Here is a 14348-nt window from a genome sequence, read left to right as displayed (position 1 = left end):
AGGCGTATGAAGAGTCCCCTGCTGTCCCTGCCCGGCGCCGTCCCCGCCGAGGGTGTGGACGAAGGCGTCGCCGCGCACTACGGCGACCTGTTCCGCGAGCAGCGCGCCCTCGCCGACGGCACCGGATTCGTCGACCTCTCCCACCGCGGTGTGGTCGCCGTCACCGGCGACGACCGGCTGAGCTGGCTGCATCTGCTGCTCACCCAGCATGTCAGCGACCTGCCGGCCCACCAGGCGGCCGAGGCGCTCATCCTCTCCGCCAACGGCCACATCGAGCACGCCCTGTACCTCGTCGACGACGGTTCGACCGTCTGGGCCCACGTGGAGCCCGGCAGCCAGGAGGCGCTGATCGCCTACCTGGAGTCGATGAAGTTCTTCTACCGGGTCGAGGTCGCCGACCGCACCGCCGACACCGCGGTCGTCCACCTGCCCGCCGGCTCCATCGCGGCGGCCCCCGCGAGCGCCGTCGTCCGCGAGACGCCGTACGGCCGCGATCTCTTCCTGCCGCGCGAGGAGCTGGAGGCGTTCGCCGCCCAGGCCGGGCCGCCGGCCGGGATCCTCGCCCACGAGGCGCTGCGCGTCGAGCAGCACCGCCCCCGGCTCGGCTTCGAGACCGACCACCGGACCATCCCGCACGAGCTCGGCTGGATCGGCAGCGCCGTCCACCTGCAGAAGGGCTGCTACCGGGGCCAGGAGACCGTCGCCCGGGTGCAGAACCTCGGCAAGCCGCCGCGCCGCCTGGTCTTCCTGCACCTGGACGGCAGCGAGGTCCACCTGCCGCCCGCCGGTGCCGAGGTGCGCCTCGCGCAGGACGGGCCGGACGGCCGGAAGATCGGCTTCGTCACCACGTCCGTGCGCCACCACGAGCTGGGCCCGGTCGCCCTGGCCCTGGTGAAGCGGAACGTCCCGGTGGACGCCCGGCTGATGGCGGAGGACACGGCCGCCGCCCAGGAGACGGTCGTCGAACCGTAGGACCGGGCGGACGCGGCGGCCCGGCGGGCGCTAGACCTCGATCAGCACCGTGAACGGGCCGTCGTTCGTCAGCGACACCCGCATCTGCGCACCGAAGCGCCCGGTCGCCACGGTCGCGCCCAGCGAGCGCAGCCGCGCGACGACCTCGTCGACGAGCGGCTCGGCCACTTCGCCGGGCGCGGCGGCGTTCCAGGTGGGGCGGCGGCCCTTGCGGGCGTCGCCGTACAGGGTGAACTGGCTGATCACCAGGAGCGGGGCGTCGACGTCGCTGCACGACTTCTCGTCGTGCAGCACCCGCACCGACCACAGCTTGCGGGCCAGCTGCGCCGCCTTCTCCGCGGTGTCCTCGTGGGTGACACCGACCAGGACGCACAGGCCCTCGCCGTCGATCGACCCCACCGTCTCGCCGTCCACGACGACGCTCGCGCCGTCCACCCGCTGTACCACTGCACGCATCCCGTCATGATGCCGTGCGCCCCCAGGGTGTGGGCACGCGGGCCCGTACGGGGTTTTTTTTGCTCCCTAACCCCCCATCTGGGGCCGATCGTGGGCACTCGGTCACATAGCGGCCACTTGGGGTGGCACGATGCTCACAGACGCCGGTCGAGGGGACGGTTGAGGCGAATGAGCACACCGAGTACGGGGCAGCCGCTTGGGACTGTCGCGTTGCCATACCCGGGGGGCCTGGAGGCACCCCGGCCGCCCGTGCAGCGCACGGACAGCCCAGAGCTGCCCGTGGCGCCTTCCGGGCACGACCTGACCGCGCTGCGCCTGCCCGAACTGCGCACCCTGCGCCGGGACGCCCAGCGCGAGGAGGCCGACCTCAGCTATGTGCGGCGGCTGCTGCAGGGAAGGATCGACATCCTGCGCGCGGAGCTGGCGCGGCGCGGTCCGGCGTCCGTGGTGACCACCGCGGCGAAGGGGCCCGTCGTCGAGCGGCTGTCGGAGATCCTGGCCGACGCCCCGGCCCGGCAGCGGTCCTCCGCGCGGCACGTGACGCTGGGCACGCCGCGCAGCGAGGAGTGCCGGCGGCTGGCCGCGGAGATGCTCGGCGAGGTGGAGCTGTCCGACCTGACGGCCCGCACCGACGTCGAGCTGACCGCCGGGATGGGCCGGCTCGTGCGCTACGAGCAGCAGGTGTCCCGGCGGCGCCAGCGGCTCCAGCGCACCGCGGACGACTGCAGCGCCGAGATCGCACGCCGGTACCGTGAGGGGGAAGCACAAGTCGACGACCTGCTGGTGTGACACGAGGGGCGGCCCTGCGGCGGCCCTCCCACGGGCCCGGTGACCCCGGGCCGTCGCCGCCGCGGGTCACCCGTCCGGAAGGCCACCGCCGATGCCCGCGCCCCAGCCGTCCCAGCCGACCGATCCCTCCCCGCTCTCCGCTCCGCCCGAGCGGGGGGACGCCCGTCGGTCCGCGCCCCCGTCCGCCCCCTCGCCCGTCGTACCGCCCGTCCTCGCCGAGGTCGTCCGGTCCGGCTTCGTCGAGGGGCGGCACCGGGGCGCGCTGGTCGTGCTGGGCGCCGACGGGGCGGTGGAGCTGGCGCTGGGGGACGTGACGGCGCCCGTCTTCCCGCGCTCCGCCAACAAGCCGATGCAGGCGGCCGGTGTGCTGCGGGCCGGGCTCGACCTCTCGGGGGAGCGGCTGGCGCTGGCCGCCGCGAGCCACTCCGGAGAATCGTTTCACCGGGACCTGGTCCGCAAGATGCTGGACGAGTACGGCCTGGACCCGGCCCTGCTCCAGTGCCCGGCCGACCTGCCCCTGGACCCCGAGGAGCGGGACACCTACCTGGCGTCGGGCGCGTCGCCCGACCGGATCACCATGAACTGCTCCGGCAAGCACACCGCGATGCTGGCGGTCTGCGCGCAGCGGGGCTGGCCGCTGGAGACGTACCTCGACCCGGAGCACCCGTTGCAGCGGATCATCCACGAGGTGGTGGAGGAGGCGGCGGGTGAGCCGGTCGCCGCCGTCGGCACGGACGGGTGCGGGGCGCCGCTGATGGCGATCGGCCTGGTCGGGCTGGCCCGCGCCTTCCGCTCCTTCGTCGGCGCCGGGCCCGGCACGGCGGAGCGCCGGGTGGCCGAAGCGATGCGCGCCCACCCCGAGTACGTCGCCGGCACCCGCCGCCCGGACACCTGGCTGATGCGCGAGGTGCCCGGCGCCCTGTCCAAGATGGGCGCGGAGGCCGTCCAGGCGGTGGCCCTGCCGGACGGCCGCGCCCTCGCCTTCAAGGTGGAGGACGGTGCGACCCGGGCCCTCGGGCCGGTCCTGGGCCGCGCGCTGACGCTGGTGGGCGTGGAGGGCCCCGTGGTCGACCGCATCGGCCGTGCGCCCCTGCTGGGCGGCGGGCGCGAGGTGGGGGAGATCCGGGCCGCGTTCTGAGGGCGGGAGGGGCCGGGCCCGGGCCGGCGCGGGGCCGCGCGGAGGGGCGGACTGAGGGTCGATACGAGGGTCGATACGAGGGCCGGGTACGGGGGCCCGTACGGGGGGCCGGGCCGCGCGTAAATGCCCGCGACGCGGGCGGGGTCGCCGACCTACCGTGAGGTCATGACCAGCCGCACCGACATCGACGTACGCCCCATCACCGAGGCCGAGTTCCCCGACTGGCAGCGGGCCCTGAACACCGGGTTCCTGATGCCGCCCGCCGTCGCGGCGGAGCAGTTGGAGGCCCGCCGCCACCTGTTCGTGCCCGGCCGTTCGATCGGCGCCTTCGACGGGGAGCGCTGTGTGGCGACCTTCCGGTCCTTCGACCAGGAGGTCACCGCCGTCGGCGGCGCCCTCGTCCCGGCCGACGCGATCTCCAACGTCACCGTCTCCCCGACCCACCGCCGCCGCGGCCTGCTCACCCGCATGATGGCGCAGGACCTGGCGGCGGCGAAGGAGCGCGGGGACGTCCTCGCGACCCTGATCGCGGCCGAGTACCCGATCTACGGCCGGTACGGCTTCGGCCCCGCCACCACCATGACCGAGTGGACGGTGGACGTGCCCCGCGCCGGCCTCGACGCCCGCTGGTCGGCCCCGGAGGACGGCGGCCGGATCGACCTCGTGGACGGGGAGGACGTCCGCAAGCTCGGCCCCGAGCTGCACGAGCGGCTGCGCCGGGCCCAGCCGGGCGCGGTCAGCCGGGCCGAGCTGTGGTGGCAGATCCGGACCGGCGTGCTGAGCACGGACGGCTCCCCGTGGACCGAGCCCTTCTACGCCGTGTACCGCTCGGCGGAGGGCGAGGTCGAGGGCATGGTCTCGTACAAGGCCGACGACCGCTGGGGCGACGCCAAGCAGCCGCTGAACACGGCGACCGTGCAGTGGCTGCTGGCGGTGACACCGGCCGCCGAGCGCGCCCTGTGGAGCTACCTGTGCTCGATCGACTGGGTCACGACGGTGAAGAGCGGCTGGCGGTCCCCCGACGACCTGCTCCCGCACCTCCTGCCGGACCCGCGCGCGGCCAGGATCACCACGCAGGCCGACTGGTTGTGGGTGCGGATCCTGGACGTCGTCCGGGCGCTGGAGGCGCGCACGTACGAGGGGGCGGGCTCGCTGGTGCTGGAGGTCGAGGACCGGGCGGGGCTGAGCGGCGGGCGGTGGCGGCTGGAGGCGGGAGCGGACGGGGCGTCCTGCACGCCGACCACCGAGAGCGCCCACCTCGTGCTCGACGTGGCCGAGCTGGCGGCGCTGTGGCTGGGCGACGAGTCGGCCGTGCGGCTGGCCGCGCTGGGCCGGGTCCGGGAGATACGAGCGGGCGCCGCCCGGGTGGCCGACGCCCTGCTGCGTACGTCCAGGCGGCCTTGGTGCCCGGACATGTTCTGAGCTGCTCCCTTCTGCCGGTGACGGGTGGGTGCGCGCATCCGTAGCGCGTGCTCTTCAGTTGTGGTTGTTGTGCGGTGGTACCGGTCGTGCGGTGGTGCCGACTGTCTGTCCGGGCTCCCGGCTCCCCTCCGGAAGGGGGCCCGGACAGCAGTACGTCTTCAGCCGGACTGTGCGAGCAGCATCACGAGGATCACCGCGCCCACACCGCCGATCATGGTGTTCTTCGCCTTGATGCCGATGGACAGCGCGACGAACGCGATGATCCCCATCGGCCCGTACTTCCACTGCACGAGCTGCTCGAACCCGATGGCCAGAGCGGCGACGACGAGGGCGATGAGCGGCATGGTGGACCCCCTGTTCACCGTGGTGGCCAACCCTTGGAAGGTTCGACCACGTTGCTCAAGTTGGCTGCCAACTTCACTGTACTTATCTCCGCTTGGAAGCGACTCATAACCACCTTTCCTTGAACTGCCCAAAGATGGCGGGAAGTTGTAGTGTTTGGTCGTGGAGCCGGAACATGCCCCCGTCAACGGACGGAAGAGACCGCAGCGGCCACAGCGGTCCCCTCGCGAGGTGGCCGACGAGCTGCGCGCCCGGATCAGGTCCGGTGAGCTGCAGCCGGGTCGGCGCATGCCCACCCAGGCCCAGCTGGCCGACGAGTTCGACGTGGAGCGCGGCACCGTCCGCCAGGCCCTGCGCGTCCTTCAGTCGGAACGTCTGCTCACCAATGTGTCCAAGGGGAGCCCCGCGACCGTCGCGCCCGATCCGCACGGCACCCTGACCGGGCCCGGGGCGCCGCCCATGCCCACCACGGCCGTCCTCGCGCCCCGGATCGCCGAGGCCTTCGCCGCCCCGCACGTCGAGATCGACGCCCTGTGCCTGACCTCGGTCTCCCTCACCCTCGCCATCGGCGAGGCCTTGCGCCTGGTCCACGCGGGGCGACTGAAACCGGCCAAGATCGACGTTCGCGTGCTCCTGCCCGGCCGCCACGTCGAGCTGGCGTTCCCGGTGGCGGTGACGGGGCACGGGGACGGGGACCCGGTGCACGAGCGGTGGCTGGCCATGCGCAACGCCCAGGGCCAGGTGCTCCGGCACAACCTGCTGAGCCTGCGGGCCACCCACGGCATCGACGTGCGCGTCACCTTCCGGGCGCTGCCCTTCACCCCGCCCGTGAAGCTGTACGTCCTCAACGGCACGGAAGCCCTCCTCGCGTACTACACCGTCGGCCGGCGCGAGCGGGAGATCGATCACGAGCCGATGGAGATGTACGACGCGGAGGGCATCCGTTCGACGCTGTTCGCCTTCGAGCGGACCGGTGGTCTGCGCGACGGGGTGTTCGTGAAGCAGTCGCGGCTGTGGTTCGACGCGCTGTGGGAGACGATCAGTTCGGAGCTGCTGCTCACGGCGTGATCACCTCCCGGTCACAGGGCCGGCCCCGCGACCAGGAGGGCCAGCACCACCGCTCCGGCGGAGCTGACGGTGGGGCTCTTGGCCTTGATGCCCACGGTGAGCAGGAGCAGGCCGATGATGCCGGTGGCGCCGTACTTCCACTGGACGATCTGCTCGAAGGTGACGACGAGGATCGCGGAGACAAGGGCGAGGACGGGCATGGTCTTTCCCCCTTCGGAAGTTCAGGATGGAAAACTTCCGCCAACTAGACCAAGTTGGCAACCAACTCTGACTATGTTGTCCCCACTTGGCTGCTAGTTATAAACAAGTTTCAAACAACTCCCTGTAGGCAGGTCGGAGTTGTAGCGTTTGGTCGTGACTCAGGAGAACGTCTCGGTGAACGGCAGCAGAAGGCTCTCGTCCCAGGAGATCGCCGACGTCCTGCGGGAGCGGATCCGCGGGGGAGACCTCAGGGCCGGCGACCGCCTGCCCACCCAGGCCGAGCTGGCCGACGAGTTCGGCGTGGAGCGCGGCACCGTCCGCCAGGCCCTGCGGGCGCTCCAGGAGGACGGCCTGCTCACCAACGTCAGCAAGGGCAGCCCGCCCCGCATCGCGGAGCCCGCCACACCCCGGGGCGAGCCGCAGCCCACCATGGTGTCCCTCGGGCCCCGGCTGTCGGAGGCGTTCTCCGTACCGCGCGTACGGGTCGACGTGGTGTGCCACACCTCGGAGACCCTGATGCTGGCCCTGAGCGAGCCGCTCCGCCTGATCCACGAGGGCCGCATCCACCCGGAGTCCATCGACTTCCGCGTCCTGATGCCGTCGCGGGACATCGCGCTGGCCTTCCCCGTCCTGGTCGAGGACGAGGAGGACGACCCGGTCCACCAGCGCTGGCTCCAGATGCGCAACGCCCAGGCCCGGGTCCTCCAGCACAACCTGCACGCCGTACGGTCCACCCACCGCATCGACGTGCACATCGCCTTCCGCGCGCTGCCGTTCACCCCGCCGACCAAGCTCTACCTGCTCAACGGCGAGGAGGCCCTGTTCGGCTACTACATGCTCACCCGGCGCGAGGAGGAGTACGAGAGCCGGACGCTGGAGATGTACGACGCCCTGGGCTCCCAGTCGCTGCTGTTCTCCTTCCTGAAGCGGGCGGGGCACCGGGACGCGGTGTTCGTGGAGGAATCGCAGAAGTGGTTCGACGCCCTCTGGGAAACCATCACCTCGGACATGACACTCTCCTAGTGACTTCTGATGCGACGCGGACCGGACCGGTGCCGGACACGGCGAACCTCGAGCGGCTGGTGAGCGGTGCCCGCTTCGTGCTCTGGGACTTCGACGGGCCGATCTGCCGCCTGTTCGCCGGGCACCGGGCGGAGCGGGTGGCGGGCGACCTCGTCGAGTGGCTCGAACGGCGCGGGCTGCGGGAACTGCTGACCGAGGCCGAGCGGGAGTCGCCCGACCCGCACGCGGTGCTGCGCGCGGTCGACCGCCGGCACCCCCGCAGCGACCTGGTCGAGGAACTGGAGGAACGCCTCACCCACGAGGAGCTGCGGGCCACCGCCTCCGCCATGCCGACCGCGTACGCCGACCCGCTGATCCGGACCTGGACGGCCGTGGGCGTGCGCCTGGCCGTCGCCACCAACAACTCCCCGCGCATCGTGCGCGCCTACCTCACCGGCCGGGGCCTCCTGCCGTGCTTCGCCCCGCACGTCTACGGCCGCACACGGGAACTCGGGCTGCTCAAACCGGACCCGCACACTCTCGTCCGCGCCCTCAGCGCGCTGGGCGCCGACCCGTCCGGATCGTTGTTCATCGGGGACACCCCCTCCGACTGCGAGGCCGCCCGGCGGGCCGGCGTCCCCTTCCTCGGCTACGCCCGCGACGAACGCAAGGCGAAGCTCCTCAGGGACGCCGGCGCCGACACCCTCGTCGCCTCCTTCGAACCGCTGCTGCGGATGCTGTGGAGCCCGAAGAGAGCCTGACAGGGAATCTCGCCGGGGGTCTGTCACCGCTCGGGCGTGCGCCCGTTCCCCCGGGGCGGGGACGGGAGCCGTCCGACGGCCGGGTTCTCCACGTGCGTTCGAGGACGGTGGAGTAACGTGCCGTCCGTCTTACCCCACTGGCACCACCGGGACGGGCAGAACGCACAGGATGACACCCCAGTTGGCCTCGCCCGTCAGGCAGCGAGCCGAAGCGATGAGTGGTGGTACGTCCCTGGTCAGGGGCCCGCTCCGGGGTTACCACCACGAGACGTACGTGCTCTCGCCGCCGGGTGGGGCGGGACCCGTGAAGCTGCGGGAGCCGCGCTCCACGAGTCTCTGGTTCGACCGCAGGTGCTTCCGGTCGGAGGAGGAGCTGCTCCGGGGGCTGAAGGGCCGGATCGACCGGGTGCCCGACATCGTCGACGTCGAGGGCATGGGACTCCAGACGTTCATCGAGGGCCGGACCCTCGGCGCGCACCGGTGGTGGGGCCGGCGGGTGCCCGACCCGGTGTTCGCGCAGATCGTCGGCCTGTTCCGGCAGATGGTGCCCATCACGGCCCGGACGCTGCGCGTGGAGCGGCGCTGTTCGCCCCAGGACGCGCCGGAGGACGGGGACACCGACGGTTTCCTGGGACGCCTCGTCGCTTTCGTCGAGGAGCAGGTCTACGCGGCCAACCGGCCGGAGTTCGGCACGCTCTTCGCGGAACTGGGCCTACGGGACGAATCCCTGGTCCGGCTGTCGAAGAACGTGGCCGGGCTGACGGAACGGCCCTTCTGCCTGCTCCACGCGGACCTGCACCGGGAGAACTTCGTCCTCGACCCCGAGGGCGGTCTCTGGACGATCGACTGGGAACTGGCGATGGTCGGCGACCCGCTCTACGACCTGGCCACCCACCTGTACCTGATGCGGTATCCAGCCGATCAGGAGGCGCGCCTGATCCGGGAATGGTGCGCGGCGGTGGAGGGAATCCGCCCCGGAAGTTCCCGTGGATGGGAGCGCGACCTGCGGCTGATCACGGATTTCAAGAGGGCGCAGTCCGTCTACACGGACACCGTGCGCGCCGCGATGTCCCTGGGCGACGAGACCGGCCTGCGCTGGTCCGCCCTCCCGCGGGTGGCGGGGAGGCTGCAGGACGCCCTGGCCGCCGCCGCCGGGCCGCTCGGCCTGGAGCACGTGCCGAGCCGGCGGCGGATCATGGCGGCGCTGATCCGCCGGCACCGCGGGACCGCCGGGGCCCCGGCCGTGGAGGCGGGGCCCGCGAGGCACTAGCCTCCCCGCGGCGGCGGAGGCGCCCGAGCCGACGCACCTCCGGGACCTCGCCGGCGAGTACCGGGTGGAGTCCTGGTACTCGCCGGCGAAGGAGGCGGCCCGCCGTCCCCGCGCCACGCCCGTCAGCGCCCGGTGATCACCTCGGCGACGCGGGTGTAGCCGTCGCCGCCGTGCCCGCGCGCGATGACCCGGCGGGCCTGGCCCTCGATCACCCGCATCAGGCTCGCGTCGATGCCGTGCGCCTCGGAGGCGTGGACGACGTGCGCCATGGTCGAGGCGGCCGAGGTGATCGGGTTCAGCTCGCCCGAGTACGTGCCGGCGTCGGTGTCGGCGGCGAACTCGGTGAACAGCGGCGGCAGGATCGCGGCGATGCCCTGGGCGAACGGCGCGAGCTCGGCCCCGGTGACGCCCTCCGCCCGGGCCACGGCGAGGGCGTGCGAGTAGCCCGCCATCGCGGTCCAGAAGATGTCGAGCAGCGCGACGTCGTAGGCGGCGGCCCGTCCGGCGTCCTCGCCGAGGTGGGTGTGGCTGCCGCCGAGCGCCGCCAGTACGGGGCGGTGCTCCCCGTAGAGCTCCTCGGAGCCGCTGTACAGGAACACGGCGTCGTCCGTGCCGATGGACGGCGTGGGCGTCATGATCGCGCCGTCCAGGTAGCGGACGCCGTGCCGGGCGGCCCACTCGGCCGCGTCCCGGGCGCGATCGGGGATGTCAGCGCTGAGGTTCACGACCGTACGGCCCTTGAGGGCGGCGGTCACGGCGTCCTGTCGCAGTACGGCGTCCGCGGCGTCGTAGTTCACGACGCAGACGACGGTCAGCGGGGCGGCCGCGACGGCCTCCGCGGCCGAGGAGGCCGGGACCGCGCCCCGGGCGACCAGCTCGGCGTCCCGGCCGGGCGTGCGGTTCCAGACGGTGGTGCGCAGCCCGGCGTCCAGGAACGCGGCGGCCAGCGCCCGGCCCATCGGGCCGAGCCCGAGGACGGTGACGGCGGCGGGCTGGTCGGTCTGTGCGGACATGCTTCAACTCCCGTAACGTAGTGAACAATTGCTGATGAAGGGGGCACCCCATGGCACACCGGCGCCACGATCCGAACGTCTGCGGAGTGACCGCCGCGATCGCCGTGATCGAGGGCAAGTGGAAGACCACGCTGCTGTGGCTGCTGGAGTCCGGCCCGCACCGTCCGGCCGAACTGCGCCGCAAGGCGCCCGGTCTCACCGAGAAGGTGCTGACCCAGGCCCTGCGCGAGATGGAGGCGGACGGTCTGGTGGACCGGCGGGTGTACGACGTGCTGCCGCTGAAGACCGAGTACGCGCTGACCGCGTTCGGCCGCGAGCTCGCCGAGGCCCTCTCCCCCCTCTCCGACTGGGGCCATCGCCGTCTGGACCGGCTGGCAGGACCGGAGGCCGCCGTCCGCACGGCCTCCTGACGTCCACCCGCCCCCTCAGCTTCGGACGGCGGCGACGCCCTGCCAAGTACCCACAAAAAAGTGGGTACGGGGACACGCGGCGACGCGTAGCGCACTATTGCAAGCACCTGCTTGCAATAGTTAGCGACGTGTTGCATGGTGGAGGCATGGCATCGCTCAACGTCGGCAATCTCGGTGAGTACCTGCGCGAGCAGCGGCGCAACGCGCAGCTGTCGCTGCGCCAGCTCGCCGACGCCGCCGGCGTGTCCAATCCGTACCTGAGCCAGATCGAGCGCGGGCTGCGCAAGCCGAGCGCGGAGGTGCTCCAGCAGGTCGCCAAGGCCCTGCGGATCTCCGCCGAGACGCTGTACGTGCGCGCCGGGATCCTCGACGCGGAGCGGGACCGGGACGATGTGGAGACGCGTGCGGTCCTCCTCGCCGACCCCTCGCTCAACGAGCGGCAGAAGCAGGTGCTGCTCCAGATCTACGAGTCGTTCCGCAAGGAGAACGGCTTCGGGACCGACGCGGACGACGCGGGCGGCGCGGACGACGCGGCGCGGTACGAGGACGCGACGGCGGGCGGCACCGCCGGGGTCGCGGCCTCCATACCCGGTCTCGACCCCCGTACGACCGGCGGCGGTGACGCCGGCCCGCAGCAGACGGCCGGATAGCGGGAGCGAGCAGCCGGCCGGGCGCGGGACCACCACACAACCCTCAGCGACACGTACCTTCCGGAGGACCATCACCATGGCCATCACCGACGACCTGCGCAAGACCCTCAGCGACCCCACCCCGCTCTACTTCGCCGCGGGCACCGCCGACCTGGCCTTCCAGCAGGCCAAGAAGGTGCCGGTGCTGGTGGAGCAGCTGCGCGCCGAGGCCCCGGCGCGTATCGAGGCCGTGCGCAACACCGACCCGAAGGCCGTCCAGGAGAAGGCGACGGCCCGCGTCAAGGAGACGCAGGGCAGCCTCCAGGCCAAGGCCAACGAGCTCTTCGGCTCCCTCGACACCGACATCAAGAAGCTCGGCGAGACCGCCCAGGACCTCGCGCTGCGCTCGGTCGGCGTGGCCGCCGAGTACGCCGTCAAGGCCCGGGAGACCTACGAGAAGGTCGCCGAGCGCGGTGAGCAGGCGGTGCGCACCTGGCGCGGCCAGGCCGCCGACGGCATCGAGGACGTCGCCGGGGAGGTGGAGGAGCTCGCCATCGCGGTCGAGCCCTCCAAGCCCCAGCCGGTCGAGGTCAGCGACGACAAGTCCGCCGCGGCGCAGAAGACGCCCGCCCCGCGCAAGGCTCCGGCCAAGAAGAGCACCACCGCCAAGAAGACGGCCCCGCCCGCGAAGTAGGGGCGAAGGGCGAGTCGAGCGGGGAACGGGCCGGGCACCCTTGGGGTGTCCGGCCCGTTCTCCGGGTACGGTGACCGCGTAAGAACGACCCGACTCTGGTGGTGGACGTTGTGCTGATGCAGGGGTTCGCAGACTTCATGTGGCTGCTGAGCATGGCCCTGATCCTCTTCAGCGGCTTCGCTTTGATCGACGCCGCCACGCGCCGTGAGGACGCCTACCGCGCGGCCGACAAGAAGACCAAGCCGTTCTGGCTGATCATCCTCGGGCTCGCCTTCGTGGTGAACCTGATCTTCAACATCCTGTCGTTCCTGCCGATCATCGGTCTCATCGCGACGATCGTGTACATGGTCGACGTGCGGCCCGCGCTGCGCGGCCTGCCGGGCGGCGGACGCAGCACCCGCCGCGGCTCCAGCAGCGACGGCCCCTACGGCCCGTACAACGGCGGACGCTGATACCGAGGCCGGCCCGCGCACCGGGGGATGCTGAGACCGGCGCCGAGGCCGGCCCGCACATCGGGTGGCGCTGAGCCCTCGGTGGGGCCGGGTGGCTCAGGCCGACCGGTCCAGCAGGACCACGGCCACGTCGTCCGCCAGTTCGCCGCCGTTGAGTTCGCGGACCTCGTTGACGGTCGCCCGCAGCAACTGCTCGCCCTGGAGACCCTCGGCGAACTGGCGGCGGACCATCTCCACCATGCCGTCCTGGCCGAGCCGCTCCCGGCCCTGGCCGACGTGGCCCTCGATGAGGCCGTCGGTGTAGAGCATCAGGCTCCACTCGGCGCCCAGCTCCACCTGCATCCGCGGCCAGCGGGCGCCCGGCAGCAGCCCCAGCGCCGGGCCGTTGTTGTCGTAGGGCAGGAGCCGTGCGGGCGTGCCCGGGCCGGCGATCAGCGGTGCCGGATGCCCGGCCAGGCACAGACCGGCGCGACGGCCGTCCGGGGTGATGTCCACGGTGCACACGGTCGCGAAGATCTCGTCGTGCGCGCGCTCGTGCTCCAGCACCTGCTGGAGCGTCCCCAGCAGCTGGTCGCCGCAGAGCCCCGCGAGGGTCAGCGCACGCCAGGCGATCCGCAGCTCCACGCCGAGGGCCGCCTCGTCCGGGCCGTGCCCGCAGACGTCGCCGATCATGGCGTGCACGGTGCCGTCCGGGGTGCGGACGACGTCGTAGAAGTCGCCGCCGAGCAGGGCCCGGGAGCGGCCCGGGCGGTAGCGGGCGGCGAAGCGCAGCGAGGAGCCGGCCAGCAGCGGGGTGGGCAGCAGGCCGCGTTCCAGACGGCGGTTCTCCTGGGCGCGGAGCCGGCCCTCGGCCAGGCGCCGCTCCGCCGAGTCGGACCGCTTGCGTTCGACGGCGTAGCGGATCGCCCGGCTCAGCAGCCGGCCGTCGAGCTCGTCGCGGAACAGGTAGTCCTGGGCGCCGACCGCCACGGCCTCCGCACCGCGCTCGGCGTCGCTGGACGAGGTGAGCGCGAGCACGGCGTGCCGGGGCGCGAGCTCCAGCACGTGCCGGAGCACCGCCAGCTCGTCCGCTCCGTCACCGGCACCGTCGCCGCCCTCGGCGCTCGTGCGGGCCGGGGCGGGCGAGAGCGCGAGGTCCAGCAGGATGCAGTGGACGTCGTCGGTCAGCAGCCGCCCGGCCTCGGTGAGGTTGCGGGCCGTGCGGACGCGGATCGGCTTGCCGGCCGGGTCGAGCAGGTCGGGCACGATCGGCGAGCCGCCCGGATCGTCCTCGATCAGCAGCACCGTCAGGTTGGTGGGGACGGCGCTCTCGCGCTCGTCCCTGGTCCGTTCCGTCGTCTTCTCGCGCTTCTCCGTCGGGTTCTCTCGCCGGCTGGTGGGGCTTTCGACCGGGGCCGTCCCGGTCGGGGCCTGTTCCGTGGAAGGGCCGCTGTCCGGGGACGCGGCGGGCGCCTGACCACACTCCACGGCCGGGATCGCCCTCTGCCGCGGTACGGGTACGGGCATCGTCTTGGTTTCCTTCCCTCCCCCCGAGGGCATGGCGGGGCGAAGGACCTCGACCCACCGACGGGGACCATAGCGGGTGACGGTGCCGCTGCGGAATGGTCCAGGACACGCCGGCACGCCATCGGCCACTGTCATATGCCGCGTTCTGTACCGCAGTTGGACACGTCGACCGGGGGCCGGGGATGACGAACGTCACGCGGGGCGGGCGCCGGCGCGTGGACTG

The 14348-nt window shown here is 72.6% G+C and carries 17 protein-coding genes; 12 read left to right on the top strand and 5 right to left on the bottom strand.

Annotated features, from left to right (window positions below; all coding sequences use genetic code 11):
- Positions 1-6 precede the first annotated feature (6 nt).
- Entirely contained in the window at positions 7-972 is a 966-nt protein-coding gene (gene ygfZ / locus SAM23877_RS16580) for a CAF17-like 4Fe-4S cluster assembly/insertion protein YgfZ (RefSeq protein ID WP_053133301.1), read from the top strand.
- Positions 973-1002: 30 nt separating this feature from the next.
- Here ygfZ and dtd read toward each other — a convergent pair whose 3' ends face one another.
- Positions 1003-1428: a D-aminoacyl-tRNA deacylase gene (gene dtd / locus SAM23877_RS16575; RefSeq protein ID WP_053133298.1), complete on the bottom strand. Its 426-nt coding sequence runs from the start codon at positions 1426-1428 to the stop codon at positions 1003-1005.
- Positions 1429-1596: 168 nt separating this feature from the next.
- Here dtd and SAM23877_RS16570 point away from each other — a divergent pair, with 168 nt between their 5' ends.
- The 3 genes from SAM23877_RS16570 to SAM23877_RS16560 all read left to right on the top strand — a co-directional run bounded on the left by SAM23877_RS16570 (position 1597) and on the right by SAM23877_RS16560 (position 4777).
- Positions 1597-2217: an RsiG family protein gene (locus tag SAM23877_RS16570; RefSeq protein ID WP_053133295.1), complete on the top strand. Its 621-nt coding sequence runs from the start codon at positions 1597-1599 to the stop codon at positions 2215-2217.
- Between the two features lie 91 nt (positions 2218-2308).
- On the top strand, positions 2309-3355 hold the full coding sequence (locus tag SAM23877_RS16565) for an asparaginase (protein ID WP_053133292.1): 1047 nt from the start codon (positions 2309-2311) through the stop codon (positions 3353-3355).
- A gap of 165 nt (positions 3356-3520) precedes the next feature.
- Positions 3521-4777, top strand: a complete 1257-nt coding sequence (locus SAM23877_RS16560; RefSeq protein ID WP_053133288.1) for a GNAT family N-acetyltransferase — start codon at positions 3521-3523, stop codon at positions 4775-4777.
- Between the two features lie 158 nt (positions 4778-4935).
- Here SAM23877_RS16560 and SAM23877_RS16555 read toward each other — a convergent pair whose 3' ends face one another.
- Entirely contained in the window at positions 4936-5121 is a 186-nt protein-coding gene (locus tag SAM23877_RS16555; protein WP_053133286.1) for a hypothetical protein, read from the bottom strand.
- A gap of 154 nt (positions 5122-5275) precedes the next feature.
- Here SAM23877_RS16555 and SAM23877_RS16550 point away from each other — a divergent pair, with 154 nt between their 5' ends.
- A complete protein-coding gene (locus SAM23877_RS16550; protein WP_079030251.1) occupies positions 5276-6187 on the top strand; it encodes a FadR/GntR family transcriptional regulator in 912 nt (303 codons plus the stop codon).
- An 11-nt stretch (positions 6188-6198) separates the two neighbouring features.
- Here the strand turns inward: SAM23877_RS16550 and SAM23877_RS16545 are convergent, their stop codons facing one another.
- Entirely contained in the window at positions 6199-6387 is a 189-nt protein-coding gene (locus tag SAM23877_RS16545) for a hypothetical protein (RefSeq protein ID WP_053133279.1), read from the bottom strand.
- Positions 6388-6535: 148 nt separating this feature from the next.
- Between SAM23877_RS16545 and SAM23877_RS16540 the strand changes: the two genes are divergently transcribed.
- From SAM23877_RS16540 to SAM23877_RS16530, 3 genes are all read left to right on the top strand, one after another.
- Positions 6536-7411 (top strand): winged helix-turn-helix domain-containing protein, encoded by an 876-nt coding sequence (locus tag SAM23877_RS16540; RefSeq protein ID WP_079030250.1) that lies wholly within the window; start codon positions 6536-6538, stop codon positions 7409-7411.
- Positions 7411-8151, top strand: coding sequence for an HAD family hydrolase (locus tag SAM23877_RS16535; RefSeq protein ID WP_244903067.1), 741 nt, complete (start codon positions 7411-7413; stop codon positions 8149-8151). The genes SAM23877_RS16540 and SAM23877_RS16535 overlap by 1 nt, the downstream gene beginning before the upstream one ends.
- 214 nt (positions 8152-8365) lie before the next feature.
- A complete protein-coding gene (locus SAM23877_RS16530; RefSeq protein WP_244902952.1) occupies positions 8366-9421 on the top strand; it encodes a phosphotransferase in 1056 nt (351 codons plus the stop codon).
- 122 nt (positions 9422-9543) lie between these two features.
- Here the strand turns inward: SAM23877_RS16530 and SAM23877_RS16525 are convergent, their stop codons facing one another.
- Complete coding sequence (locus tag SAM23877_RS16525; protein ID WP_053133270.1) at positions 9544-10434, bottom strand: NAD(P)-dependent oxidoreductase; 891 nt, start codon at positions 10432-10434, stop codon at positions 9544-9546.
- A gap of 50 nt (positions 10435-10484) precedes the next feature.
- Between SAM23877_RS16525 and SAM23877_RS16520 the strand changes: the two genes are divergently transcribed.
- The 4 genes from SAM23877_RS16520 (at position 10485) to SAM23877_RS16505 (ending at position 12619) form a co-directional block, all read left to right on the top strand.
- Positions 10485-10844, top strand: a complete 360-nt coding sequence (locus tag SAM23877_RS16520) for a winged helix-turn-helix transcriptional regulator (RefSeq protein ID WP_053133260.1) — start codon at positions 10485-10487, stop codon at positions 10842-10844.
- A gap of 146 nt (positions 10845-10990) precedes the next feature.
- Complete coding sequence (locus SAM23877_RS16515; RefSeq protein ID WP_053133257.1) at positions 10991-11494, top strand: helix-turn-helix domain-containing protein; 504 nt, start codon at positions 10991-10993, stop codon at positions 11492-11494.
- Between the two features lie 76 nt (positions 11495-11570).
- Positions 11571-12167, top strand: a complete 597-nt coding sequence (locus tag SAM23877_RS16510) for a hypothetical protein (protein WP_053133254.1) — start codon at positions 11571-11573, stop codon at positions 12165-12167.
- Between the two features lie 116 nt (positions 12168-12283).
- A complete protein-coding gene (locus SAM23877_RS16505; RefSeq protein ID WP_162492107.1) occupies positions 12284-12619 on the top strand; it encodes a DUF2516 family protein in 336 nt (111 codons plus the stop codon).
- Between the two features lie 96 nt (positions 12620-12715).
- On the opposite strand, the gene SAM23877_RS16500 is transcribed toward SAM23877_RS16505, so the two are convergent.
- Positions 12716-14125 carry a PP2C family protein-serine/threonine phosphatase gene (locus tag SAM23877_RS16500; RefSeq protein WP_053133251.1) on the bottom strand — a complete coding sequence of 470 codons (1410 nt, stop codon included), beginning with the start codon at positions 14123-14125 and terminating at the stop codon, positions 12716-12718.
- Between the last annotated feature and the right edge of the window lie 223 nt (positions 14126-14348).

Source organism: Streptomyces ambofaciens ATCC 23877 (assembly GCF_001267885.1).
Lineage (GTDB): Bacteria > Actinomycetota > Actinomycetes > Streptomycetales > Streptomycetaceae > Streptomyces > Streptomyces ambofaciens.
Note: the sequence above shows the minus strand (reverse complement) of the source record. Positions and strands in the feature narration are given on the sequence as shown.

What these genes read in the sequence shown, in the direction of transcription:
- ygfZ (WP_053133301.1), top strand. Translation starts at nt 7, where the DNA reads ATGAAGAGTCCCCTGCTGTCCCTGCCCGGCGCCGTCCCCGCCGAGGGT.
- dtd (WP_053133298.1), bottom strand. Translation starts at nt 1,428, where the DNA reads ATGCGTGCAGTGGTACAGCGGGTGGACGGCGCGAGCGTCGTCGTGGAC.
- SAM23877_RS16570 (WP_053133295.1), top strand. Translation starts at nt 1,597, where the DNA reads ATGAGCACACCGAGTACGGGGCAGCCGCTTGGGACTGTCGCGTTGCCA.
- SAM23877_RS16565 (WP_053133292.1), top strand. Translation starts at nt 2,309, where the DNA reads ATGCCCGCGCCCCAGCCGTCCCAGCCGACCGATCCCTCCCCGCTCTCC.
- SAM23877_RS16560 (WP_053133288.1), top strand. Translation starts at nt 3,521, where the DNA reads ATGACCAGCCGCACCGACATCGACGTACGCCCCATCACCGAGGCCGAG.
- SAM23877_RS16555 (WP_053133286.1), bottom strand. Translation starts at nt 5,121, where the DNA reads ATGCCGCTCATCGCCCTCGTCGTCGCCGCTCTGGCCATCGGGTTCGAG.
- SAM23877_RS16545 (WP_053133279.1), bottom strand. Translation starts at nt 6,387, where the DNA reads ATGCCCGTCCTCGCCCTTGTCTCCGCGATCCTCGTCGTCACCTTCGAG.
- SAM23877_RS16530 (WP_244902952.1), top strand. Translation starts at nt 8,366, where the DNA reads ATGAGTGGTGGTACGTCCCTGGTCAGGGGCCCGCTCCGGGGTTACCAC.
- SAM23877_RS16525 (WP_053133270.1), bottom strand. Translation starts at nt 10,434, where the DNA reads ATGTCCGCACAGACCGACCAGCCCGCCGCCGTCACCGTCCTCGGGCTC.
- SAM23877_RS16520 (WP_053133260.1), top strand. Translation starts at nt 10,485, where the DNA reads ATGGCACACCGGCGCCACGATCCGAACGTCTGCGGAGTGACCGCCGCG.
- SAM23877_RS16515 (WP_053133257.1), top strand. Translation starts at nt 10,991, where the DNA reads ATGGCATCGCTCAACGTCGGCAATCTCGGTGAGTACCTGCGCGAGCAG.
- SAM23877_RS16510 (WP_053133254.1), top strand. Translation starts at nt 11,571, where the DNA reads ATGGCCATCACCGACGACCTGCGCAAGACCCTCAGCGACCCCACCCCG.
- SAM23877_RS16505 (WP_162492107.1), top strand. Translation starts at nt 12,284, where the DNA reads ATGCAGGGGTTCGCAGACTTCATGTGGCTGCTGAGCATGGCCCTGATC.
- SAM23877_RS16500 (WP_053133251.1), bottom strand. Translation starts at nt 14,125, where the DNA reads ATGCCCGTACCCGTACCGCGGCAGAGGGCGATCCCGGCCGTGGAGTGT.